The sequence below is a fragment of the Tamilnaduibacter salinus genome, assembly GCF_003096655.1.
Taxonomy (GTDB): domain Bacteria; phylum Pseudomonadota; class Gammaproteobacteria; order Pseudomonadales; family Oleiphilaceae; genus Tamilnaduibacter; species Tamilnaduibacter salinus.
The window spans coordinates 157,882-180,165 of the sequence record NZ_QEKQ01000004.1 but is presented as its reverse complement, the minus strand read 5'-3'; the positions used below and the strand labels follow the sequence as shown (position 1 = coordinate 180,165).

The window sequence follows — 22,284 nt, the reverse complement described above, 5'->3', positions numbered from 1 at the left end:
ATATCATTATCCGTATCATGGCGGATAATCAGCAAATCGCCAGAGGCGGGACGACACCAGTGAAAGAACTGTACATCAGCCGCCAGCGCCCGGATGCCGACGCCGGACACGCTCGACGCACCCTGGTGCGGATCGACGACGACGGTATCGTTCAGTACGTAGACGCCCATTCGGACGCAGTCTGTGGCTTCGACCCGCAGGAGCTCACCGGACAACGCCTCAGCGTTCTGGCCGCCAGCGGCGAGGACGACCCCCTCAACCCCGTCCACGAGGATCGCTTCGATGATGGCCAGTCAGTACGCCTGACCCTCCGACACAAGGAAGGGTTCTACTTCACGGCGCTGGTCACGGTCCGGGTGGCCGTGGGCGATGCCGACGAACCGGTCCAGGCCACCATCACGCCGCGCGGCAACACCCCACTCGATCCGCGACTGCTCAACGTGGCGGAAGGCGCCGGTCAGCTCGGCGTCTGGCAACTCGATGTGCAGAGCAACCGGATCACATGGTCCGATGGTCTTTACCGACTGTTCGACCTGCGCCCAGGCACCCCGATCGTCCCCGAGCATGCCCTGTACTACTTCCAGGACCAGCAGCAGCGCGTCCGGGCGCTGTTCCGTCGCTGTGTCCGTGCGGGCCGGGACTTTTCCTGTGATCTCGACATCCTCACAGACCGGCAGCGCCTGCGCCCGGTCCGGCTGACCGGGCGGGCGCTCTATACCGGCGAACGGATCACGGCCGTGGCGGGCACCCTCGTCGATCTCTCGGAACGACTCAGTCAACGGGCAGCGCGAACCGAGGCCGAACAGATCCTCCACGGCATGATGGCAGTCACCGACGACCTGTTGATGGCCGTGGACCCGTCCATGCAGGTACTGGCCGTTAACCAGCGCATGGCCGACCGGTTCGAGGAGACATTCGGCCTGCGCCCCCACCCGGGCACCAGCCTGAACGAGCTGCTGACCGACTTCCCCAATGAACGGCGCCTGGCGCAGCGGCTGTGGGAACGGGCCATGGAACGGGAACAGTTTACGGTGGAAATGCCGCTGTCCCGGAACACTGAGAATCTGCCGGTGTACGAGTTCCGCTATCAGCGCCTGCATGACCGACACGGCCATGTGCTCGGCGCTCTTCATCTGGCCCGGGACATCAGCGACCAACGCAGTGTGAGCGACAGCGTCGACTACATGAACCGCCACGACCCCATGACCGGCCTGTTGAACCGGCGGGAACTGCTCAGGCGCCTCAAACGCGCCCTGGAACAGCAAGCGAGCGACGGCCCCAGCCATGCCCTGTTGTACATCGACCTCGACCACGTCAGCCGCTTTAACGACACAGCGGGCGCTGGCGCCTGCGACCGCTACCTGCGAGAGCTGACCGGCATGCTCAGCGGCTGTATCCGTCAGCGCGACACCCTGGCCCGGGTGGCCGGCGACAAATTCGCGGTGATTCTCGACCGGTGCCGGCGTGAAGAAGTGAGGCGGGTCGCGGACAATCTGCTCATCCAGATCCGAGACTTCCGGTTTGAGTGGCAGGGTGAAGAGCTGCACACCAGCGCCAGTGGCGGTCTGGTGCCGTTCAGCGGTGCGGAGCCCACCTCCAGCGCCGACGAGCTGCTGGCACTCGCCGCCGATCTCTGCCAGACGGCCAAGGATGCGGGACGGGACCGCATTCATGTCCACCAGCATGGCGGCGTGGCGCTGCCAGAAAGCGAGGCGCAACAGCGGCTGGCCAGCCTCCAGGCCTGCGTGCGGGAAAACCGGATCGGACTGATGATCCAGTCCATGAGGCCGATTGCCAGTGCCACCTGGGGCGAGCATGTCGAGGTTCTGGCCCGACTGGACGACGGCAGCGACGAGCCCTGGCTACCCAACGACTTTCTGCCGGTGGCTGAACGGTTTGACCTGGCCCGTGACATCGACCGGCGCGTCATCGGCAAAACCATGGACTGGCTCACCGACCAACCTCTTCTGGAACCACGCCTGAAGACCTGCTGTTTCAACCTGTCCCTGGCCAGCGTGCTCGACGACAGCTTCCCAACCTTTGTAAGAGAGTCGCTGTCACCGTTGCGATTCGCGCCTGAGTGCTTCTGTTTCGAGGTCCGGGAAGGTGACGCCACCCAATACCCGGATGCGGTCACCCTGTTTTGTGATGCCATGCACGAGATCGGCTGCCGGGTGGCACTGGATGGTGCCGGCGCATCCGTACAGAGCTATTCCCTGGCGGCACGCCTGCCGGTGGATGTGATCAAGCTGGATGAGAGCATCATGCGGGGGGTCGACAACGACCCGGTGCAACAGGTGATGGTGGATGCACTGCACCGTATCGCCGAAACCGCCGGCAAGACCACCGTTGCGCCGTTCATCGAAAGTGATGACACCCTCAGGCGGATGCGCACGATGGGCATTCACTTTGGCCAGGGCTACCGGCTGGCGCCACCCCGTCCCATCTCGGACCTGGCACCGGTTCACCCGGGTGGCCCCGGGGAGGGCCGGCGCCAGCGGACCAATAGCGCCCCGTCCGGCTGATATGCTGATGGGGCATTCACTGTCATGAGCGGTCAGTCGCCCATGGCCTGCCGTGCGCGCCGGGCAGCGGCCCGGACCTGACTTGGCGCCGTACCACCGCGATGATTGCGGGCTTCCACCGACCCTTCCAGCGTCAGCACGTCGAAAACATCCTCACCAATGGCGTCGGAGAACGGCGTGAGTTCGTCCAGAGTCATGTCCGACAGGTCCTTGTCCTGCTCGATACCGTAGGCAACGGCCTTGCCAACGATCTCGTGAGCATCCCGGAACGCCACGCCCTGGCGCACCAGATAATCCGCCAGATCGGTGGCCGTGGAGAAGCCCTGCTTGGCGGCATGACGCATGTTCTCCGCCTTGGCCTCAATCGCCGGCACCATGTCCGCATAGGCCCTCAGTGACCCTTTGACTGTGTCGACGGTATCGAACAGCGGCTCCTTGTCTTCCTGATTGTCCTTGTTATAGGCCAACGGCTGGGACTTCATCAGGGTCAGCAGACTGATGAGATGGCCGTTCACCCGGCCGACCTTGCCGCGCACCAGCTCCGGCACATCCGGATTCTTTTTCTGCGGCATAATGGACGAACCGGTACAGAACCGGTCCGGCAGGTCGATGAAATCAAACTGCGCCGACGTCCAGAGCACCAGCTCTTCGCTGAACCGCGACAGGTGCGTCATCAGCAGGGATGCAAAACTGGTGAACTCAATGGCGAAATCCCGATCGCTGACCGAGTCCAGCGAGTTGTCCGAGGGCCGTTCAAACCCGAGCAGATCGGCGGTAATGGACCGGTCAATCGGATAGGTCGTCCCCGCCAGCGCAGCGGCACCCAGCGGCATGACGTTCACCCGGCGACGACAGTCCAGCAGCCGTTCGGTGTCCCGGGCGAGCATTTCGTACCACGCCAGCAGGTGGTGACCAAACGTCACCGGCTGCGCCGTCTGGAGGTGGGTAAAGCCCGGCATGATGGTATCGGCTTCCCGTTCGGCCAGATCCACCAGCCCCCGACGCAGGCGCAACAGCTCCGCGTGGGTGGTGTCGATCTCATCGCGCAGATACAGCCGGATATCGGTCGCGATCTGGTCGTTTCGACTGCGACCGGTGTGCAGTTTCTTGCCCGTGATGCCAATCCGCTCGGTCAGTTTGGCCTCGATATTCATGTGCACATCCTCAAGGCTGACCGACCAGTCGAAATCCCCGGCCTCAATGTCGGCCCGAACCGCCTTGAGCCCTTCGATGATCTGATCGCACTCCTCATCGGTCAGCACCCCCACCCTGGCCAGCATGGTGGCGTGGGCAATGGAGCCGGTGATGTCGTGGTGGTAAAGGCGTTGATCAAAGCCGATCGAGGCGGTGAAACGCTCCACGAAGGCATCCGTGGGTTCACTGAAGCGTCCGCCCCAGGGTTTCTCCGAGCTGCTATTCTGGTCGCTCATGGTGTGCCGTTCCTGCTGGGTTGCCAAAAAAACGGCCAACATTGTAACACCCCGCGACACCGAGGATGCCGCATGACCCGGAAGTCACAACCCACCCGCCCCTCTGACCCATTGGCCCTTGAGACGGAGTTTTTCGTCCCCGACCTGTGCCGGGTGCGAGCGGTATTCCTGTTGCTGCTGACCACCGAACTGCTGGTGCTGCTGCTGGCCATTGTTCACGCCAGTCAGGGGTGGATCGACTGGGCGTACTTTGGGCTGGTGTCGCTGTTCGTGCAATGGACGGTGCTGACCAGCGCCGCGCTGATCTGCGCTCTGCGACCCTGGCTCCAGCGCTTCTCGACACCCGGCGTGTCGATCATCGTGACCGGCGTGGTGCTGGCCGATGTGCTTGCCTTTTCGCTGCTGTCCGACTGGCTGCTGTCCCCCGGTGCGCCGGCGCGCCCCGAGGCCATCGGCCGCAATGTGCTGGCCGCGCTGATCATCACCCTGATGACTCTGCGGTATTTCTATCTTCAGCACCAGTGGCGCCTGCAGAAACAGGCCGAAATGCGCTCGCGGGTCACCGCCCTGCAGGCACGCATTCACCCCCATTTTCTGTTCAACAGCATGAACACCATCGCCAGCCTCATCACCACCCGGCCGGAGCGGGCGGAGGATGCGGTACTGGACCTTTCCGAACTGTTCCGCGCCAGTCTTCGCACCCAGGACCGCCTGATTCCACTCGCCGATGAACTGGCGCTGTGTGACCGGTATCTGGCCATCGAGTCGCTGCGCCTCGGAGATCGGCTGACCGTTCACTGGGAACTGGATGACACCCTGGCGCGCCAGGCGATTCCCCCGCTGACGCTTCAGCCACTGGTCGAGAACGCCATCTATCACGGTGTGCAGCCACGGCCCAACGGTGGCACCATCACTATCGAGAGCCTGCGCCGGGGGCACTATGTGTACCTGATGGTCCGTAACCCGGCGCCGGACGACCGCCAGGCACGGCACCGGGGTAACCGCATTGCACTGGAGAACACTCGGGCCCGGCTGGTGGCGATCATGGGAGAGGAATCTGTGCTCAAGCACAGTCAGGGCGACGGCGAATACACCGTCACGCTGCGCCTGCCCTGGCGGACGGTATCGGAGACTGCCACATGACCCAGCGACTGCTGATTGCCGACGACGAGCCGCTGGCTCGCGAACGCCTGCGGCGACTGGCCGAAGAACTGCCCGGTTACGAGGTCTGCGCGGAGGCGGGCGATGGTGACGATGTACTGAAGGCCATTGCCGACGCCTCGCCAGATATCCTGCTTCTGGACATCCGTATGCCAGGGCTCGATGGCCTGGAGGCCGCCGACACCATCAACCGCCTGGACCATCCACCCGCGATCATCTTCTGCACCGCCTATGATGAGTACGCCATCGATGCGTTCCGGGCCCAGGCGGTGGATTACCTCCTCAAACCGGTCCGACGCGAACACCTGGAATCGGCACTGGGCCGGGCGGGGCATCTCAACCGGGTCCAGATCCGGGCACTGCAGGAGAGCGCACGGACCGAGCCGGAACAGATCACCGTCCGCACCCATCGGGGTACCGAACTGATCGACCTGCCCCGGATCTACTTCTGCGAAGCCGATCAGAAATGCGTGACGCTGCACCACGATCAGGGGGAGACGGTCACGGATTTCACCCTCAAGGAGCTGGAACAAGCCTATCCCGACCACTTTCTCCGCATCCACCGCCATACGCTCGCCGGTACCCGCCACATTCAGGGTCTGACGCGGTCGGGCAACGGCCAGGCGCTCCTCAAACTCCGCCCAATCGAGACGCCATTGCAGGTCAGCCGACGCCACCAGCCACACGTGCGCGAATGGATTGAAAGACAGGACAAGCGCTCCCAATCGCGTTAGTGTGTGTCGCGCTGACACACAACACGCACAGGACCCGAACACACGCCATGGCCAAACGAACGCTTCGCATCGCCACCCGCAACAGCGCCCTCGCCCTCTGGCAGGCCGAACACATCAAGGCCGAGCTGGAGCGGTTGCACGACCACATCGAGGTGGAACTGCTGGGCATCAAGACCCAGGGGGACAAGATCCTCGACGTGCCACTGGCCAAGATTGGCGGCAAGGCCCTGTTCGTCAAAGAGCTGGAAAACGCCATGCTGGACGGTCGGGCGGACCTGGCGGTGCACTCCATGAAGGACGTTCCGATGACCTTCCCGGAGGGGCTGGACCTGGTCGCCATCTGCGAGCGGGGCGACCCCACCGACGCCTTCATCAGCAATCACTACGATACGGTCGACGAGCTTCCGGAAGGCGCCGTGCTGGGTACCTCCAGCATGCGGCGGGAGGCGCAGATGCGGGCCTATCGCCCGGACCTGACCGTGCGCACACTGCGGGGCAACGTCAACACACGCCTGGCCAAGCTGGATGCGGGCGAGTACGACGCCATCGTGCTGGCCAGCTCCGGCCTGCGCCGGCTGGGGTTCGAGGAACGCATCCGCTACTGCCTGCCGGACACCATCTGCCTGCCGGCGGTCGGTCAGGGCGCGCTGGGAATCGAATGCCGCACGGATGACCGGGAACTGATCGACCTGCTCAAACCGCTCAACCATGCGGACTCATCGGATCGTGTTCACGCCGAGCGCGCGATCAACAAACGGCTCGACGGCGGCTGTCAGGTCCCCATCGCCGCCTACGCCCTGCTCGAAGACGACGACCGGCTGTGGCTGCGGGGGCTGGTCGGTTCTGTCGACGGTCAGACCATTCACCGCGTGGAAGGCCGTATCCACCGGCACAACGGCGTCCAGCTGGGGACCGAGCTGGCCGAAGACCTGCTCTCCATGGGGGCCGACCGGATTCTGGCCAACATCTATGGCTACGACGTCCACTGAGCCGCTGGCCGGCTGGCGCGTTCTGATCTGCCGGCCCCAGCCCGAGGGCGACCGCCTGGCAACGAGACTGGCAGATCAGGGCGCCACCACACGGTGTCTGCCACTGCTGGAACGGCGATCAGTGCCGGACAGCCCGGAACGCCGCACCCTGATTCAGGAACTCGACCGCTACCAGCACGTGTTTGCCGTCAGCCCAGGCGCTGCGCGCGCTTTCGTGAACGTCGCGGATGACTGGTGGCCGCAGTGGCCGGTCCAGCTCCACTGGTACGGCGTCGGTAAGGGCACCGCCGATGTCCTGCGGACCGCCGGCCTGCCCGTCACCACTCCCGATGCTGGCCACACGAGCGAGGCCCTGCTGGCACTGGACGCCCTTCAGGAGCTGGACGGCGACCGGATTCTGATCGCCAAGGGCCGGGGCGGGCGGGGCCTGCTGAGCCACGCGCTGACCGAGCGCGGCGGCCGGGTGGATGAAATGGTCCTCTATGAACGCGTTCCCATCCGGCATGATGACAAGACCGTTCGAGACAGCCTGGTCGGCTTTGACCCCCAGGCGGTGGTTGTACTGTCCGTGGAAACATTGAACAATCTGGTATCACTGGGTAAGAATACCGACGCGGCGTTGTGGCAGCGTACCTTGCTTGTTCCCGCAGCACGGGTCGCCGAAAAGGCCCGTGAGGCCGGTTTCCAGACCGTCGTGACGCCGGATTCGGTGGATCACGACGGCATCGCCCGCTGCCTCCGGGGCCTTCAGAACAACGACCCGACAACCGAGTAAGGACACCTGTGACCGAATCAGACACCACCTACCAGTTGCCCGCCACCACCGACAGCGCGAGCACACCGCGCGGTAAACGGCTCTGGCCCCTGTGGGCCCTCACCCTGCTGACCCTGATGGCGGTGCTGGCACTCAGCGCCTGGAACTGGGTTCAGTGGCAGGACCGCCAGCAGCTGCAGCAGCGTGTCGGGCAACTGACCGACACGACAGACCGGCTCGACCGGCAGTCCAGTCGCGCCGGCGACCGGCTGAGGGGCGAGGTGCAGTCCCTTCGCGAGCAGCTCAATCAGCAGCAGCAAACACTGAGTGAGCAGGCACGCCAGATCGACCACAACGCCCAGGCGCTGCTTGACGCGGGCAACCGGACCCGCACCGACTGGCTGCTGGCCGAAGCTGAATACCTGCTGCGCATCGGTAACCAGCGCCTGCAGATCGAGAACGACTACGAGGGGGCAATGGCGGCGCTTCAATCCGCCGACGAGGTGCTCGCTTCCACCGACGATCCCGGCGTTTTCCCGGTCCGCAAAGCGGTTGCCCGGGAGATCATGGCCCTCAAGTCGATTGAGACGGTGGACCGCACGGGCCTGTACCTCACGTTAGAGGCGGCCATCGACACCGTTTCCGACCTGACAGAACAGGCCCTCACCCGGGACATCGATGTCGACGGAGAGACGCTGACACTCAGCCAGTCCGGCGACGATGCCCGCGACTCATCGCAGAGCGCGTTGTCGCAGGGATGGCGGCAGCTGCTGGCCAGCCTGGATGACGCCATCACCATCCGTCGCATGGACGAAACCGTAAAACCCCTGCTCTCCCCCCAGCAAAGCGCCTATGCCCGCCTCAACCTGCGTCTGATGCTGGAAGAGGCCGAGCTGGCCGTTCTACGCGGGAACCAGACGCTCTATGAACGGGCGCTTGGCAAGGCCGACACGTGGCTCAATAACTGGTACGACGACACCCACGCCCCGGTCCGCGCCCTGCAGAAGACGCTGGACGAACTCCAGTCCCGGGACATTAACCCGGAACTGCCGGACATCAGCCGCTCCCTGTCCCTGTTGAAGGCACGCCTGGAAGGGCGGCTGTCCACCAACCGGGACGGTGAGGCCGACAGCAACGGCGACAGCGACAACAAGACGGGCGAGTCATCATGATGCGGGTTGTCCTGATCCTGCTGGCCGCCCTGCTGATTGGCGGCCTGCTCAGCCTCGGATTCCAGTACGACACGGGCTACATTCGCATCAGCCTGGGTCCGTACCTGGTGGAAACCAACTTCTGGGTCGGCCTGCTGCTGTTGCTGCTGATCACGCTGGTTCTCCAGTTCATTCTGGTGTTTGCCCGGCGCCTGAAGGGCGGCACCGGTGCTATTACCGGCTGGCTCAATCAGAGCGCGGAGCGCCGGGCACGTCGCCGCACGACACAGGGCCTGCTGGCGCTGGCGGAAGGCAACTGGCCACGGGCCCGCAAGCTGCTGTCCAGCGCCGCGGAACGGGCGGACACCCCACTGATCAACTACCTGGCATCGGCCCAGGCCTCGTTCGAAACGGGCGACCATGATGCGGTGGACGAGTACCTGCGCCAGGCTCTTGAAAGCACCCCCGGCTCCGAACTGGCCGTCGGTATCACACAGGCCCAGCTTCAACTGGCCGGCAATCGTCTGGAACAGGCGCTCGCCACACTGATCCGCCTTCGCAAGCAGTCGCCTCATCACCCGTTCGTCATGAAACTGCTCAAGTCGGTCTATCAGCGCCTGGAGGACTGGCGGGAGCTCTCCGAACTGCTACCGGAACTGCGCAAGCGGTCGCTTCTGCCCGCCGAAGAGCTCGACAGCCTGGAACGGGAAACCTGGCACAACCTGCTGCAGCAGGCCGCCGATGACATCCGCCGTCAGCCGGCCGGGTCCCGCGATCTGACACCTCTGGTGCGGCTGTGGGACGAACTCCCCGGCTCCATGCGTCGGGACGAGGTGACCATCGCCGACTACGCCCGTCAGCTCTCGTCGCTGGGAGATGACGATCAGGCGGAAACACTGCTTCGCAAGGTAATGCGCAATCACTGGAGTGACCGCCTGGTAAGCCTCTACGGACGGGTCAAAGGGGCCAAGCCGGACGAACAGCTGCTGGTGGCCGAACGCTGGCTGCAGGACCGCCCCAATAATGCGGAACTGCTACTGGCGCTGGGCCGTCTCAGCCTTCGCAATGAGCTCTGGGGCAAAGCCCGGGAATATTTCGAGACCAGCCTTCGACTGCGTCGCAGCCCGGAAACCCTGGCCGAACTGAGCCGGCTCAACGCCCACATGGGCGACCAGGACACCAGCCAGCGGACGCTGGTTCAGAACCTGCTGAAGGAGAGCGGGCTGCCGGATCTGCCGATGCCGAAGGCGTGATCCGACGTCATCGATTCGCGCGGGATGCGCCGATCTTAAAAGACCGGTTAGCCACGGAAAGCCCCCGTGGTTGCGAGCAAAGATTGGTCGCCCTGGCGGGCGACTCCGAAGTCGGAGACATCGGCTACATGAACTCCTCTCCTTCGTGACGCACTACCGGGGCGCGTACTCGAACACGTCCGACAGGAAGGCGTCTTCCGGCAGACCCGCATCCACCAGCGCATCCAGAAGCGTGTAAACCATGGCGGGAGAGCCGCTGGCCAGCACCTGGCTGTGGTGCCAGTGGTGGCTGCCGGCGACCACGGCACGAGCGAGCTGGTCGTGGTGGCCGGACCAGTCGTTGTCGGCGTCGTCACCCACGACCGGAATGAAGTGGAACCACGGCAGCTCGTCCTGCCACTGCCGGGCCTGGGCTCTCAGATACATATCCTCATGCTTGCGCACCCCCCAGTAGAGCCAGACCGGCGCCTGTCGCTCATGATCGCGCAGGTAGTCGATCACGCTCTTCATCTGGGCAAAGCCGGTGCCTGCCGCCACCAGCACCAGCGGGTCGTCCGGCACATGGTCCAGGCACGCCTTCCCTCCCGGCATGTTCAGAGTCACCGCACGCTCACTGCGCAACGCCTGCATGATGTCCTGCGCGGACCCACCGTCCGGGTCGGCCTGGATGTGCAGTTCAACACCGGAACGGGAGGGGCTGCTGGCAATGGAAAAGTAGGATGGCTCTTCCCCATCACGCTCAATCGACAGGTACTGGCCGGCATGGAATGCCGGGCGATGGCGCATACGGAGGACCACGTGATAGACGTCGTCGCTCAGGGGCGTAATGCGGTCGACGGTTGCTCGAACCGTCTGAGGCGTATGGGTGCCTGCGGCCATAACGGTGTTCATCTCCACTTCGATGGGCCCTCGGGGCAGGCTGCGGCACAGCACAATCGCCGAGGGCGCTGATACCAGCGTACCAGAACGGGTGTTCAGTACCTTGCCGGCGACGAGCTGTCCCTCACAGAGCTCGCAGACGCCGTTCCGGCAGGCCCAGCGAATATTGATTCCGGCCCGGCACGCGCCGGTCAGCAGATCGGTGTCCGGCGCGCCACGGAAAGGAATATCGGCGGGCAGAATGCGTACCGGCCAGCCTGCCGACTCAGTGGTCATCGCTCCCCAGCTCGGGCCAGAGCGCGTCCACCCGTTCCTTAACGGCTGGATCCATGGCAATCGGACGCCCCCACTCCCGGTCGGTTTCACCGGCCCATTTTGTGGTCGCGTCCAGCCCCATTTTGGAGCCAAGACCGGAGACCGGTGAGGCAAAATCCAGGTAGTCGATCGGGCTGTTATCGACCATGGTGGTGTCCCGCTTGGGGTCCATGCGCGTCGTCATGGCCCAGATCACATCCCGCCAGTCACGCGCGTTGACGTCATCATCAACGACCACCACGAACTTGGTGTACATGAACTGACGCAGGAAGGACCATACGCCCATCATCACCCGCTTGGCATGGCCGGGGTACTGCTTGCGCATGGTCACGACAGCCATCCGGTAAGAACAGCCTTCCGGCGGCAGATAGAAATCGACGATTTCCGGGAACTGCTTCTGAAGGATCGGAATGAAGACCTCGTTGAGCGCCACCCCGAGCACGGCCGGCTCGTCCGGTGGGCGCCCCGTGTACGTGCTGTGATAGATCGGGTTTTTCCGATGGGTAATGCGCTCGATGGTGAACACCGGGAAGGTTTCCACCTCGTTGTAATACCCCGTGTGGTCCCCGAACGGCCCCTCCTCGGCCATGTCCTCCGGATGGATGTGCCCTTCGAGCACCATCTCGGCACTCGCCGGCACCTGAAGATCGGACAACTGACACTGGACCAACTCTGTTCGGCTGCCGCGCAGCAGGCCCGCAAAGGCGTATTCGGACAGCGCGTCCGGCACCGGCGTCACGGCGCCCAGAATCGTGGCCGGATCGGCACCCAGCGCCACAGCAATCGGGAACGGCTCCCCCGGATGCTCGGCCTGCCACTCCTGGAAATCCAGCGCGCCGCCCCGATGCCCCAGCCAACGCATGATCACCCGGTTGCGACCGATCACCTGCTGTCGGTAGATGCCCAGATTCTGGCGCTCCTTGTGGGGGCCGCGGGTGACGACCAGCGGCCAGGTGATCAGCGGCCCGGCATCCCCGGGCCAGCAATGCTGGATCGGGTAGCGGGACAGGTCGATGTCCCCGCCCTCTACCACCACCTCCTGACAGGGCGCCGAGCGCTTGATCTTCGGCCCCATCGACATGACCTGACGGAAGATCGGCAGCTTGCTCCAGGCATCGCGGAAGCCCTTGGGCGGGTCCGGTTCCTTGAGAAACGCCAGCAGTTTGCCGATCTCCCGCAGGCTGGTGACGTCCTCTTCGCCCATCCCCATGGCAACCCGCTCCGGCGTCCCGAACAGATTCCCCAGAACGGGAACATCGCTGCCCCTGGGATTCTCGAATAACAGAGCCGGACCGCCCGCCCGCAGCGTGCGGTCGCAGATTTCGGTCATTTCCAGGTGAGGGTCCACTTCGGTCGTGATGCGACGCAGCTCGCCGCGCTGCTCGAGCTGGTCGATGAAGTCACGGAGGTCACGGTATTTCATGATGGCATCCTGTGGCCCGAAGAAGGCATCGGAGGCAACGATGAGAGGGTGAGGGACCGGCCCCGGCAGCATATCCGCCGGGGCCGGCGCGCAATCAGCGCTTCTTCATGGACTGGAAGAACTCTTCGTTGGTCTTGGTATCCCGCAGCTTGTCCAGCAGGAACTCCACAGCGGCCGTATCGTCCTCCATGGAGTGCAGTAGCTTGCGCAGGATCCAGATGCGTTGTTCCTCGTCCTCCGGCATCAGCAGGTCTTCGCGGCGAGTGCCGGAACCCCGGATGTTGAGCGCCGGATAGACCCGCTTTTCCGCAATGCGGCGATCCAGGTGGACCTCCATGTTGCCGGTCCCCTTGAACTCCTCGTAGATCACCTCGTCCATCTTGGAGCCGGTGTTCACAAGAGCCGTCGCCAGGATGGTCAGGCTGCCGCCTTCCTCGACGTTCCGCGCCGCACCGAAAAACCGCTTTGGCTTTTCCAGCGCGTGGGCGTCGACACCACCGGTCAGCACCTTACCCGAGGACGGGATGACCGTGTTGTAGGCCCGGGCCAGACGCGTGATGGAGTCCAGCAGAATCACCACATCTTTCTTGTGCTCGACCAGGCGCTTGGCCTTCTCAATGACCATTTCGGCGACCTGGACGTGACGAGCCGGCGGCTCGTCGAACGTTGATGCAACGACTTCGCCGCGCACGGTCCGTGACATTTCCGTCACTTCCTCCGGGCGCTCATCGATCAGCAGCACCATCATGTGGCATTCCGGATTGTTCCGGGTGATCGACTGGGCGATGTTCTGCATCAACAGCGTCTTACCCGCCTTGGGTGGGGAGACGATCAGGCCACGCTGGCCTTTACCGATCGGCGCCACCAGATCCAGGACACGCGACGACAGATCCTCGGTACTGCCGTTACCCGCTTCGAGCTTGAGTCGCTCATCCGGAAACAGCGGCGTGAGGTTTTCAAAGAGGATCTTGTTCTTGGCGCTGTCGGGCTTGCCGAAGTTGATCTCGTTGACCTTCAGCAACGCAAAGTAGCGCTCACCATCCTTGGGCGGGCGAATCTTCCCCGCGATGGTGTCGCCCGTGCGCAGGTTGAAGCGGCGGATCTGGCTCGGCGACACGTAGATGTCGTCCGGACCGGCGAGGTAGGACGCGTCCGCCGACCGCAGAAACCCGAAACCGTCCTGCAGGATTTCCAGGACACCGTCTCCGTAGATGTCCTCGCCGCTCTTGGCGTGCTTTTTCAGGATCGAGAAGATCACGTCCTGCTTCCGGGACCGGGCCAGGTTGTCGAGCCCCATGTCCGCGGCAATGTCCAGCAGTTCCGGGACGGCCTTCTGCTTGAGTTCGGTCAGATTCATAGAATGTTTTGACAGTTCGGAGTGGAATATCAGTCAGGTTCGCGAAGACAGGGTTGCCCCCTGACAACTCACTTGACGCTTTTCAATTCTGGGACAGAAACCGTTAGGCGGGCGCCAATACGGCTTGACTCAATGGAAGCAATGGCGGGCATTATAGCAGTTCAACAGGCCATTACTACCCCTGCTCTGTCGACCGGAAGAACCACCCGGGTTGTGACCATTCAAGGGGATTCCAACTGGAAGCATCGGCAGGTATCCGCCTTTATAGACAACTCTGGCAGGTGATGCAAGGAAATACCTCTTTTCGGAGATATACAACAGCAAAGCGGCCGACGTAGACTGGTAGTAACTCCCTGAGACAACAAAGGAACTGCCCGATCATGCCGGCAACCGATACCACGTTCCAGGCCCTCAACATTGCCGTTCTGACCATCTCCGACAGTCGCGGCCCGGCGGAAGACAGCTCCGGACAGTACCTGACCGACCAGGCCAATGCAGCCGGACACCGCGTCGTGGCCCGTCGCCTGCTCCCCGACGACATCTACCTGATGCGGGCGCTGGTGGCACGCTGGATCGCGGACCCGGGCATCCAGGCGGTCCTCATCACCGGTGGCACCGGCTTTCACGAGCGCGACAGCACGCCGGAGGCTGTGGCGCCGCTGTTCGACAAGACCATCGACGGCTTCGGCGAGGAGTTCCGGCGCCTGTCGGTGGATGGCATTGGCTCATCCACCATTCAGTCCCGGGCCGTGGCCGGACTGGCCAATCACACCGTCATCTTCTGCCTGCCCGGCTCCACCGGCGCCTGCCGGGATGGCTGGGAAGGCATCGTGCATGACCAGCTCGACAGTCGCTTCCGCCCCTGCAACTTCGCCGCGTTGCTGAGCCGCAAGCCCGACCGGCCGCTTCACCGGATCGACGAGGCGCTGGACACCGGCGCGGAGGGTGCCTGAATGGCCCCGACGGACAGACTCACACCGGTCGATGAGGCCCTCGACCGGATAAGGCAACAGGCAGAGCCCGTGCGCGCCCCCGCCGCGGAAAACGTCCCGCTGTCAGAGGGCCTCGGTCGCGTCCTCGCCCACGACATCCCCGTTCCGATGGACGTCCCGCCCGCCGACAACAGCGCGGTCGATGGCTACGCCGTCCGCTCCGGCGAATCGGGCAACACGCCTCGCCCGGTTCGCCAGCGCATCGCCGCCGGGGACTCGCCCGCACCGCTGGAACCCGGAACAGTGGCCCGCATCTTCACCGGCGCCACCATTCCGGACGGCGCGGATGCGGTCGTCATGCAGGAGCACGCCACGATTACGGAGGCCGGCATGACCACCGAGCGCGTCGCAACCCCAGGCCAGAACATCCGCCCCCGGGGTCAGGACCTCGCCCAGGGGGCACAGGCGCTGGCCGCCGGCACCCGGCTGCGGCCGCAGGAGCTCGGACTGCTCGCATCCATTGGCATTGCCGAGGTCAGCGTCCGCCGCCCGCTCCGGGTGGCCATCCTGACAACCGGCAACGAACTGACACCACCGGGCCGCCCACTACCACCGGGCGCCATCTACAACACCAACCGGGACACCTTCCGGGGCCTGCTCAACGCCATGGGCTGTGAGATTGTCGATACCGGCGACGTGGCGGACACCTTCGACGACACCCGGCACGCTCTGGAACAGGCCGCCGGAGAGGCGGATCTGATCCTCAGCAGTGGTGGTGTCTCGGTCGGTGACGAAGACCATGTGCGCACCGCCATGGACGCTCTGGGCCAAATCGACCTGTGGCGACTGGCCATCAAACCCGGCAAGCCGCTGGCCTCCGGATGGATCAACGACACGCCAATGCTGGGCCTGCCCGGCAACCCGGCCGCCGTGCTGGTGACATTTGCGATGATCGTTGCGCCGCTGATTCGCCAGCTTCGGGGTCAGACACCCACGCAGGTCCAGCCATTGTTCCTGCCGGCCGGCTTCGACCACGACCGACAGGCCCCGCGCCGGGAATACCTTCGGGTGCAGGTCCACAACGAGGGCCAGACAACCGCTCTCGTCCCGCACCCCAACCAGAGCTCCGGCATGCTCAGCTCCGCCTGCTGGGCGGACGGACTGGCCGTGGTGCCCGAGGAGACGGCCATTGCCCGGGGCGAACCGGTGGCCTACTACCCGTTCAGCGAGTTACTGCGATGAGCGACATCACCATCACCCTGCGCCTGTTCGCCCGGCTGCGGGAAACCATTGGAACGGGCGAGCGAACCCTGACGCTGCCGGCCGATCAGACCATCGACGCGCTGATTCACATACTGACATCAGAAGGGGCGCCGTGGACGGCGCTCGCGGAGGAGCCGCGCCTGATGATTGCCGTCAACCAGACCATGACCGGGCGCGATCAGAGACTGCGAGACGGGGATGAAGTCGCCCTGTTCCCGCCGGTGACGGGAGGCTGACCATGATTCGCGTGCAGGAAGCGCCATTCGACAGCGGCGAAGAAATTGCGGCACTCAATGCCGAAGGCGAGACCGGTGCCATTGCCAGCTTCACCGGACTGGTCCGGGCCGGCGGGGACCGGGAGGATGTGACGGCCCTGTTCCTCGAACACTACCCGGGCATGACCGAACAGGTCATCGAGGGGCTGGTCCAGCAGGCCCGGGGGCGCTGGTCGATTCAGGCCGTGCGCATCGTTCACCGGGTCGGCACCCTGCCGCTGGGGGCCCCGATCGTGTTCGTCGGCGTTGCCAGCGCCCATCGCCACGACGCCTTCGCCGCCTGCGAATTCCTGATGGACGCCCTCAAGACGGACGCGCCATTCTGGAAGAAAGAAATCACCCGGGATGGGTCGTCGCAGTGGGTGGAGCAGAAGGAGAGTGATCGAACCCGTGCCAACCGATGGTCCCAGGAGTCTGCGCGGTAGAAAGTCGCACCGCTACGACCGCCCCACTGCGGTCCCTTTTGAGCGCTCATTGTCGTTACATAGAACCACTATGCGCCTCAAATGACCATCAAAATGGCCTCGCAGTGGGACGATCTCGCCTGGCACGATTTCTACCGCGCAGACGCCCGGGGAACCTCTGAATATTAGGTGGTTAGAAGTCCTCGGGCCGGTTCCGGTTGCGCAACTGGTCGACCGCGTCCAGCACATCCACTGGCGCTGCATCAATCGACCGGGTAAACGCCATAACCCGTCGCTCACCGTCCAACAGTGCCTCCTCAAGAACGGGAATCACAGACACGGGATAAACCCCGTGAAGCGGATGATCCCGGTCCGCTCGGGCAAACACGGCTCGCTCCGGAGCACACCGCCAGGCACTCAGCAACCGCTCAAACAGGTCCACGGTGACCGAGGGCGTGTCGCAGGGCGACACCAGCACCGCCGACGCGCCACGGGATCGCGCGCCTCTCAGCCCGGCCAGCAACCCAGCCAACGGCCCGCACCACGACCAGTCCGCCGGATCCGCCACCACGGCGTCCGCCAGCGCCTCGTAGTCGGCCCGGGACCGGTTCGCACTGACCACAACCGAAGCCACCAGCGGTCGCATCGCCCGAACCACCGCCGCCGCCATCGGCTCACCCTGCCAGCGGACAAGGCCTTTATCCCGTCCCCCCAGCCGGCGCGCCTCGCCGCCGGCCAGGAGCAGACCGGTCAGTTCAACGTCCCGCATCGCTCCACTCCGGGCACAAAAAAGCCGCGCCAGGGTCGCCCCCGCGCGGCTTTTTGTTCAACGGCATCATGACGGCAATCAGAGATTGCTGTCGAGGAACGCCGCCAGCTGAGACTTGGACAGTGCGCCCACCTTCGTCGCATCCACGTTGCCGTCCTTGAACAGCATCAGCGTGGGAATGCCACGGATGTTGAAACGGGGCGGCGTCTGCTCGTTCTCGTCGATGTTCAGCTTGCAGATCTTGAGCTTGCCGTCGTATTCGTCGGCGATCTCCTCCAGAACCGGGGCGATCATCTTGCACGGACCGCACCACTCGGCCCAGTAGTCCACGAGGACCGGTGTGTCGGACTGGAGGACTTCCTGATCAAAAGAAGCGTCGGTGACGCTGACAATGTTTTCGCTCATTGGTCATCTACCCGCATTTGGCGGCGCCTTCGCGAGGCGCGGTGTTCCGAATGGAAGCCGTCTGGCTTATCGTTAATGGCTCTACACTTTACGCGATCTGTCTATCGGTCGTGAAGTCCCGAAATGCCATCATGGCGGCGCGCACCGCGATGGCTGACAGCCCGGCGATTCTTCGCTTATAGTTGGCGCATTGAGGAAGTGCTGATTAATCCCCGCGTGCCTCTGGCTCCGGGACGAGTTCAGGCTCAAGGCGCGGTCGCGAAGGCAGGCTGGTTGCCTGTCGAACGAACGCAACGCAGAGACTGAGCTCGTCCCGGGGCCCCTCCGGGCAAGGCCTGAAGCGCGCATAAGCGGAGTTCCCGTCCTTGGAAAGGGAATGACCCTTCCCGGCGAACGGCGCCTTGCTTCTGCACGCTTCAGACCTTGCAGAGGCATGCGGGGATTGATCAGCACTTCCTTAGAGCCCACACCCCCGGAGCCCGATCATGTCGCGCTCTGTCCACTGACGTAAGGCCGGAAAAGAGGATTTCAACCGCTGTGACGCCTCCCGACACCGCGCCCGCCCCGGAGCTTCTGGCCGCCATTGACCTTGGCTCCAACAGCTTCCACATGGTCATCGCGCGCCGAATCCACGGAGAAATACGCACTCTTGAGAAAATGGGCGAGAAGGTGCAGCTCGGCGCTGGCCTCGACGAACGCAACCGGCTGACCGAAGAGGCCCAGGAGCGGGCACTGGCCTGTCTGGAGCGGTTCGCGCAGCGCCTCGAGGGAATGCGACCGGACTCGGTCCAGGTAGTCGGCACCAACGCCCTGCGGGTCGCCCGCAATGCCCAGCAGTTCACCGATCGGGCCGAAGAAATCCTCGGTGTCCCCGTCGACATCATCGCCGGTCGCGAGGAAGCCCGACTGGTGTATCTCGGCGTCTCCCACACCCTCTCCGATGACGCCGGACGGCGACTCGTGGTGGACATCGGCGGCGGCAGCACCGAGTTCATCATCGGCGAGCAGTTTGAAGCCCAGGAGCTGGACAGCCTGCACATGGGCTGTGTGTCATTCCGCAACCGCTACTTCCCGGACGGCAAGATCAAGCGCAAGCAGATGGACAAGGCGCTGACCCATGCGTCTCAGGAACTGCTCAACATCCGCCATCGATTCATCGGCAGTGGCTGGAAAAACGCCGTCGGCTCGTCCGGTTCGATCAAGGCGATTGCCTCAGTGGTGGAGACCCTCGGCCTGACCAGTGAAGGCATCACGTTTGAGTCGCTGAAACAGCTGCGTGAGAAGCTGATTGATCTTGGAAAAGTCGAGAAGCTGAGCGAGCTCGGCGTCAAGGAAGAACGCCAGAGCATTTTCCCGGCCGGTTTCGTGATTCTCTACGCGGCTTGTGAATCGCTGGGCATCGAACGACTGACTTACGCCGATGGCGCACTCCGCGAGGGTCTGCTCTACGACATCATGGGCCGTATCCAGCACGAAGACGTTCGCGAACGAACGGTCCAGGCGCTGCAGGGGCGATATGACGTGGACCGCCGGCACGCCCGCGCCGTCGAGGAAACCGCTATCACCGTCTGGCGGGAGTTGGCGACGGACTGGGGGCTGGATAACGACCACGATGAGGGGCTCCTGCGCTGGGCCTGCCGGCTGCATGAGATCGGCCTGACCATTTCCCACTCCCAGTACCACAAACACGGCGCTTACCTGCTGCGCTACTCCGACCTGCCAGGCTTCTCCAAGCAGGCCCAGCAGGAACTGGCCACACTGGTGCGCGGGCATCGCCGCAAATTCACCGATGCCGTCTTTGAGGGCTGCGAGAAGGACGAGCTGGATCGTATGAAACGGCTCTGCGTCCTCGTCCGCCTCGGCGTGTTGCTCCAGCATCCACGATCCGGTGAGCAACCCGAAGGCGTCCGGATTGACGTCAAAAAACAGAAAATCGATATCGGCTTCCGCGACGGCTGGCTCGATGAGCGCCCGCTGACCCGCGCGGATCTGGTCAGTGAAGCCGACTATCTGACGAAGCAGGGGTTTGAGCTGACATTCTGACGAGTGGGTTGAGATTAACGTCGGACATTCGCCAGGGTCAGGCAACAACGTAGCCGAACATTTGAGATCGGAACCGTTTGCTAGGAGTCTGCGCGGCAGAAATCGTGCCAGGCGAGATCGTCCCACTGCGAGGCCATTTTGACGGTCATTTGAGGCGCATAGTGGTTCTATGTAACGAAAATGAGCGCTCAAAAGGGACCGCAGTGGGGCGGTCGCAGCGGTGCGACTTTCTACCGCGCAGACTCCTAGCCCCCTGGATCGGTGGCTACACCGCTTCCAGCTCGGCCTCCATCGACTCCAGCGTCTCACTGACCTCCAGCCAGCTCATCTCCAGTGATTCCAGCTCACTCTTAAGGTCGCCCTGCTCTGCAAGCGCGGCTTTGAGATCGTGCTTGCGATCGTCGTCATAGAGCGTCGGGTCGGCGAGCGTGTCTTCCAGTTCCTTGAGCCGGGCCTGCCGGGTGTCCATTTTCTTCTCGAGCGCCTGCTGTTCCTTGCGGTATGGGCTCATGGACTTGCGGATGTCGGCCTGGGCGCGTTTTCGGGCTTTGCGGTCGTCCGCGCTTTCCGCACCGGTCGCCCCGGTTTGATTTGACGCGGCACCCTCTTCGACCGTCCGTCGCGGTGCCCGGTGATCGTCAATGCGCCGCTCGGCCAGCCAGCGCTCGTAGTCGTCCAGATCGCCGTCGTACTCCTTCAGCTGCCCCTCGTGGACCATCAGGAACTGATCCACGGTATTGCGCAGCAGGTGACGGTCGTGGGAGACGATGATCACCGCGCCCTCGAACATCTGAAGCGCCTCGGTCAGGGCCTGGCGCATCTCCAGATCCAGGTGGTTCGTGGGCTCGTCCATCAACAGCAGGTTGGGCTTCTGCCAGGCGATGATGGCCAGCGCCAGCCGGGCCTTCTCGCCACCGGAACAGTTCTCAATGGAGGCCAGTGCGTCGTCCCCCCGGAAACCGAAGCCACCGAGAAAGTTCCGGATGCTCTGGTCCGAGGCGGTTGGTGCCAGACGCTGCAGATGCGTGAACGGACTGGCCGACAGGTCCAGAAACTCCAGCTGGTGCTGGGCAAAATAGCCGATCGACAGGTGCTCGCCCTCGATACGGTCGCCTTTCAGTAAGGTGTCACCGCCCAGCAGGGCTTCCATCAGCGTGGATTTACCGGCACCGTTCGGCCCCAGCAGCGCCAGACGACTGCCCGGCAGCAGGGTCAGCCCGATGCCATCCAGAATCACCGAGTCCCCGTAACCGACGGCGCCACGACGGATGGACAGCAGCGGGTTGCTGATGCGCTCCGGGTCCGGAAACCGGAACTCGAAGGGCGAGTCCACATGGGCCGGCGCAATTTTCTCCATCCGCTCCAGCGCCTTGAGCCGGCTCTGGGCGGCCTTGGCCTTGTTGGCCTGGGCCCGGAAGCGATTCACAAACCGTTCGATTTCGGCAATCCGGTCCTGCTGGCGTTCGTACTCGGCCTGCTGGCGCGCCAGCCGCTCGCGTCGCTGATCTTCGAACGCCGAGTAGTTGCCCGTGTACAGGGTCAGCGCGCGTTGATCGAAGTGCATGACGTGGGTGGCAACCCGGTCCATGAAGTCCCGGTCGTGGGAGATGAACAGCAGCGTCCCGTCGTAGCGGCGTAGCCAGTTCTCCAGCCAGAGGCAGGCGTCGAGATCCAGGTGGTTGGTGGGCTCGTCCAGCAGCATCATGTCGGACGGGCGCATGAGCGCCTGCGCGAGGTTGAGCCGGATGCGCCAGCCACCGGAGAAGGACGATACGGGCCGGTCCACATCGGTATCGGCGAAGCCCAGGCCGCGGATCAGCTGCTCTGCCCTCCGGGGCGCCGACCAGGCATCGTGAAGATCCAGATCGCCGTGCAGACGGGCCTGGGCGTGATCATCGCCCCGGGCCTCGGCGTCCGCCAGGCGCGCTTCCAGCGCCCGAAGGTCCACATCGCCATCGAGAACAAAATCCCGGGCGGAGCGGTCGGTGGCGTGAACTTCCTGGGCCATGTGGGCAATCCGGCAGCCTCCGGGCAGCGAGACCTGCCCGGCCTCGGCGGCCAACTCGCCGCGAATCAGCTGGAACAGGCTCGACTTGCCCGCTCCGTTGGCCCCCACGACACCGACACGTTGTCCGGGCTGGATGATGGCACTCGTGCCTTCTAGCAGCCATTGGCCGCCGCGTTGTACACTCAGATCGGATATCGTCAGCATCCGCGCATTC

The 22,284-nt window shown here is 64.0% G+C and carries 19 protein-coding genes; 12 read left to right on the top strand and 7 right to left on the bottom strand.

Features of this window, described 5'->3' with window-relative positions; translation table 11 throughout:
- The first annotated feature begins 59 nt into the window (after positions 1 to 59).
- Positions 60 to 2,525, top strand: coding sequence for an EAL domain-containing protein (locus C8D92_RS07630; RefSeq protein ID WP_243402400.1), 2,466 nt, complete (start codon positions 60 to 62; stop codon positions 2,523 to 2,525).
- 32 nt (positions 2,526 to 2,557) lie between these two features.
- On the opposite strand, the gene argH is transcribed toward C8D92_RS07630, so the two are convergent.
- Positions 2,558 to 3,955 carry an argininosuccinate lyase gene (gene argH, locus C8D92_RS07625; protein WP_207775142.1) on the bottom strand — a complete coding sequence of 466 codons (1,398 nt, stop codon included), beginning with the start codon at positions 3,953 to 3,955 and terminating at the stop codon, positions 2,558 to 2,560.
- 72 nt (positions 3,956 to 4,027) lie between these two features.
- Between argH and C8D92_RS07620 the strand changes: the two genes are divergently transcribed.
- Genes C8D92_RS07620 through C8D92_RS07595 form a run of 6 tightly spaced genes read left to right on the top strand, consistent with a single transcriptional unit; the run spans position 4,028 to position 9,997 of the window.
- Positions 4,028 to 5,098, top strand: a complete 1,071-nt coding sequence (locus tag C8D92_RS07620; protein WP_095611487.1) for a sensor histidine kinase — start codon at positions 4,028 to 4,030, stop codon at positions 5,096 to 5,098.
- Complete coding sequence (locus C8D92_RS07615; protein ID WP_116918962.1) at positions 5,095 to 5,850, top strand: LytR/AlgR family response regulator transcription factor; 756 nt, start codon at positions 5,095 to 5,097, stop codon at positions 5,848 to 5,850. The genes C8D92_RS07620 and C8D92_RS07615 overlap by 4 nt, the downstream gene beginning before the upstream one ends.
- 47 nt (positions 5,851 to 5,897) lie before the next feature.
- Positions 5,898 to 6,839: a hydroxymethylbilane synthase gene (hemC, locus tag C8D92_RS07610; RefSeq protein WP_116918961.1), complete on the top strand. Its 942-nt coding sequence runs from the start codon at positions 5,898 to 5,900 to the stop codon at positions 6,837 to 6,839.
- A complete protein-coding gene (locus C8D92_RS07605) occupies positions 6,820 to 7,614 on the top strand; it encodes a uroporphyrinogen-III synthase (protein ID WP_116918960.1) in 795 nt (264 codons plus the stop codon). Before hemC ends, C8D92_RS07605 begins: the two co-directional genes overlap by 20 nt.
- Before the next feature lie 8 nt (positions 7,615 to 7,622).
- Positions 7,623 to 8,765: a uroporphyrinogen-III C-methyltransferase gene (locus C8D92_RS07600; protein ID WP_116918959.1), complete on the top strand. Its 1,143-nt coding sequence runs from the start codon at positions 7,623 to 7,625 to the stop codon at positions 8,763 to 8,765.
- Positions 8,762 to 9,997, top strand: coding sequence for a heme biosynthesis HemY N-terminal domain-containing protein (locus C8D92_RS07595; protein ID WP_116918958.1), 1,236 nt, complete (start codon positions 8,762 to 8,764; stop codon positions 9,995 to 9,997). Before C8D92_RS07600 ends, C8D92_RS07595 begins: the two co-directional genes overlap by 4 nt.
- A gap of 153 nt (positions 9,998 to 10,150) precedes the next feature.
- Here C8D92_RS07595 and C8D92_RS07590 read toward each other — a convergent pair whose 3' ends face one another.
- The 3 genes from C8D92_RS07590 to rho all read right to left on the bottom strand — a co-directional run bounded on the left by C8D92_RS07590 (position 10,151) and on the right by rho (position 13,971).
- Positions 10,151 to 11,152, bottom strand: a complete 1,002-nt coding sequence (locus C8D92_RS07590) for a 2Fe-2S iron-sulfur cluster-binding protein (RefSeq protein WP_116918957.1) — start codon at positions 11,150 to 11,152, stop codon at positions 10,151 to 10,153.
- The gene (gene ubiD, locus C8D92_RS07585; protein WP_116919047.1) at positions 11,142 to 12,614 is read right to left on the bottom strand and encodes a 4-hydroxy-3-polyprenylbenzoate decarboxylase; all 1,473 of its coding nucleotides are present in this window, start codon (positions 12,612 to 12,614) and stop codon (positions 11,142 to 11,144) included. The genes C8D92_RS07590 and ubiD overlap by 11 nt, the downstream gene beginning before the upstream one ends.
- A gap of 94 nt (positions 12,615 to 12,708) precedes the next feature.
- On the bottom strand, positions 12,709 to 13,971 hold the full coding sequence (rho, locus tag C8D92_RS07580) for a transcription termination factor Rho (RefSeq protein ID WP_095611480.1): 1,263 nt from the start codon (positions 13,969 to 13,971) through the stop codon (positions 12,709 to 12,711).
- Positions 13,972 to 14,351: 380 nt separating this feature from the next.
- Here rho and moaB point away from each other — a divergent pair, with 380 nt between their 5' ends.
- From moaB to C8D92_RS07560, 4 genes are read left to right on the top strand one after another with little or no spacing between them, the layout of a single operon-like run.
- The gene (moaB, locus tag C8D92_RS07575; RefSeq protein ID WP_116918956.1) at positions 14,352 to 14,924 is read left to right on the top strand and encodes a molybdenum cofactor biosynthesis protein B; all 573 of its coding nucleotides are present in this window, start codon (positions 14,352 to 14,354) and stop codon (positions 14,922 to 14,924) included.
- Complete coding sequence (locus C8D92_RS07570) at positions 14,925 to 16,145, top strand: molybdopterin molybdotransferase MoeA (RefSeq protein ID WP_116918955.1); 1,221 nt, start codon at positions 14,925 to 14,927, stop codon at positions 16,143 to 16,145.
- Positions 16,142 to 16,402, top strand: a complete 261-nt coding sequence (gene moaD, locus C8D92_RS07565) for a molybdopterin converting factor subunit 1 (RefSeq protein WP_116918954.1) — start codon at positions 16,142 to 16,144, stop codon at positions 16,400 to 16,402. Before C8D92_RS07570 ends, moaD begins: the two co-directional genes overlap by 4 nt.
- A 2-nt stretch (positions 16,403 to 16,404) precedes the next feature.
- A complete protein-coding gene (locus C8D92_RS07560) occupies positions 16,405 to 16,866 on the top strand; it encodes a molybdenum cofactor biosynthesis protein MoaE (protein ID WP_116918953.1) in 462 nt (153 codons plus the stop codon).
- 172 nt (positions 16,867 to 17,038) lie between these two features.
- Here the strand turns inward: C8D92_RS07560 and mobA are convergent, their stop codons facing one another.
- A complete protein-coding gene (gene mobA, locus C8D92_RS07555; protein ID WP_116918952.1) occupies positions 17,039 to 17,614 on the bottom strand; it encodes a molybdenum cofactor guanylyltransferase MobA in 576 nt (191 codons plus the stop codon).
- A gap of 78 nt (positions 17,615 to 17,692) precedes the next feature.
- Positions 17,693 to 18,019, bottom strand: a complete 327-nt coding sequence (gene trxA / locus C8D92_RS07550; protein ID WP_095612197.1) for a thioredoxin TrxA — start codon at positions 18,017 to 18,019, stop codon at positions 17,693 to 17,695.
- A 537-nt stretch (positions 18,020 to 18,556) separates the two neighbouring features.
- On the opposite strand from trxA, the gene ppx reads away from it, so the two are divergent.
- A complete protein-coding gene (ppx, locus tag C8D92_RS07545) occupies positions 18,557 to 20,062 on the top strand; it encodes an exopolyphosphatase (RefSeq protein WP_243402399.1) in 1,506 nt (501 codons plus the stop codon).
- Positions 20,063 to 20,327: 265 nt separating this feature from the next.
- Here the strand turns inward: ppx and C8D92_RS07540 are convergent, their stop codons facing one another.
- On the bottom strand, positions 20,328 to 22,274 hold the full coding sequence (locus tag C8D92_RS07540; protein WP_116918951.1) for an ATP-binding cassette domain-containing protein: 1,947 nt from the start codon (positions 22,272 to 22,274) through the stop codon (positions 20,328 to 20,330).
- Positions 22,275 to 22,284 lie beyond the last annotated feature (10 nt).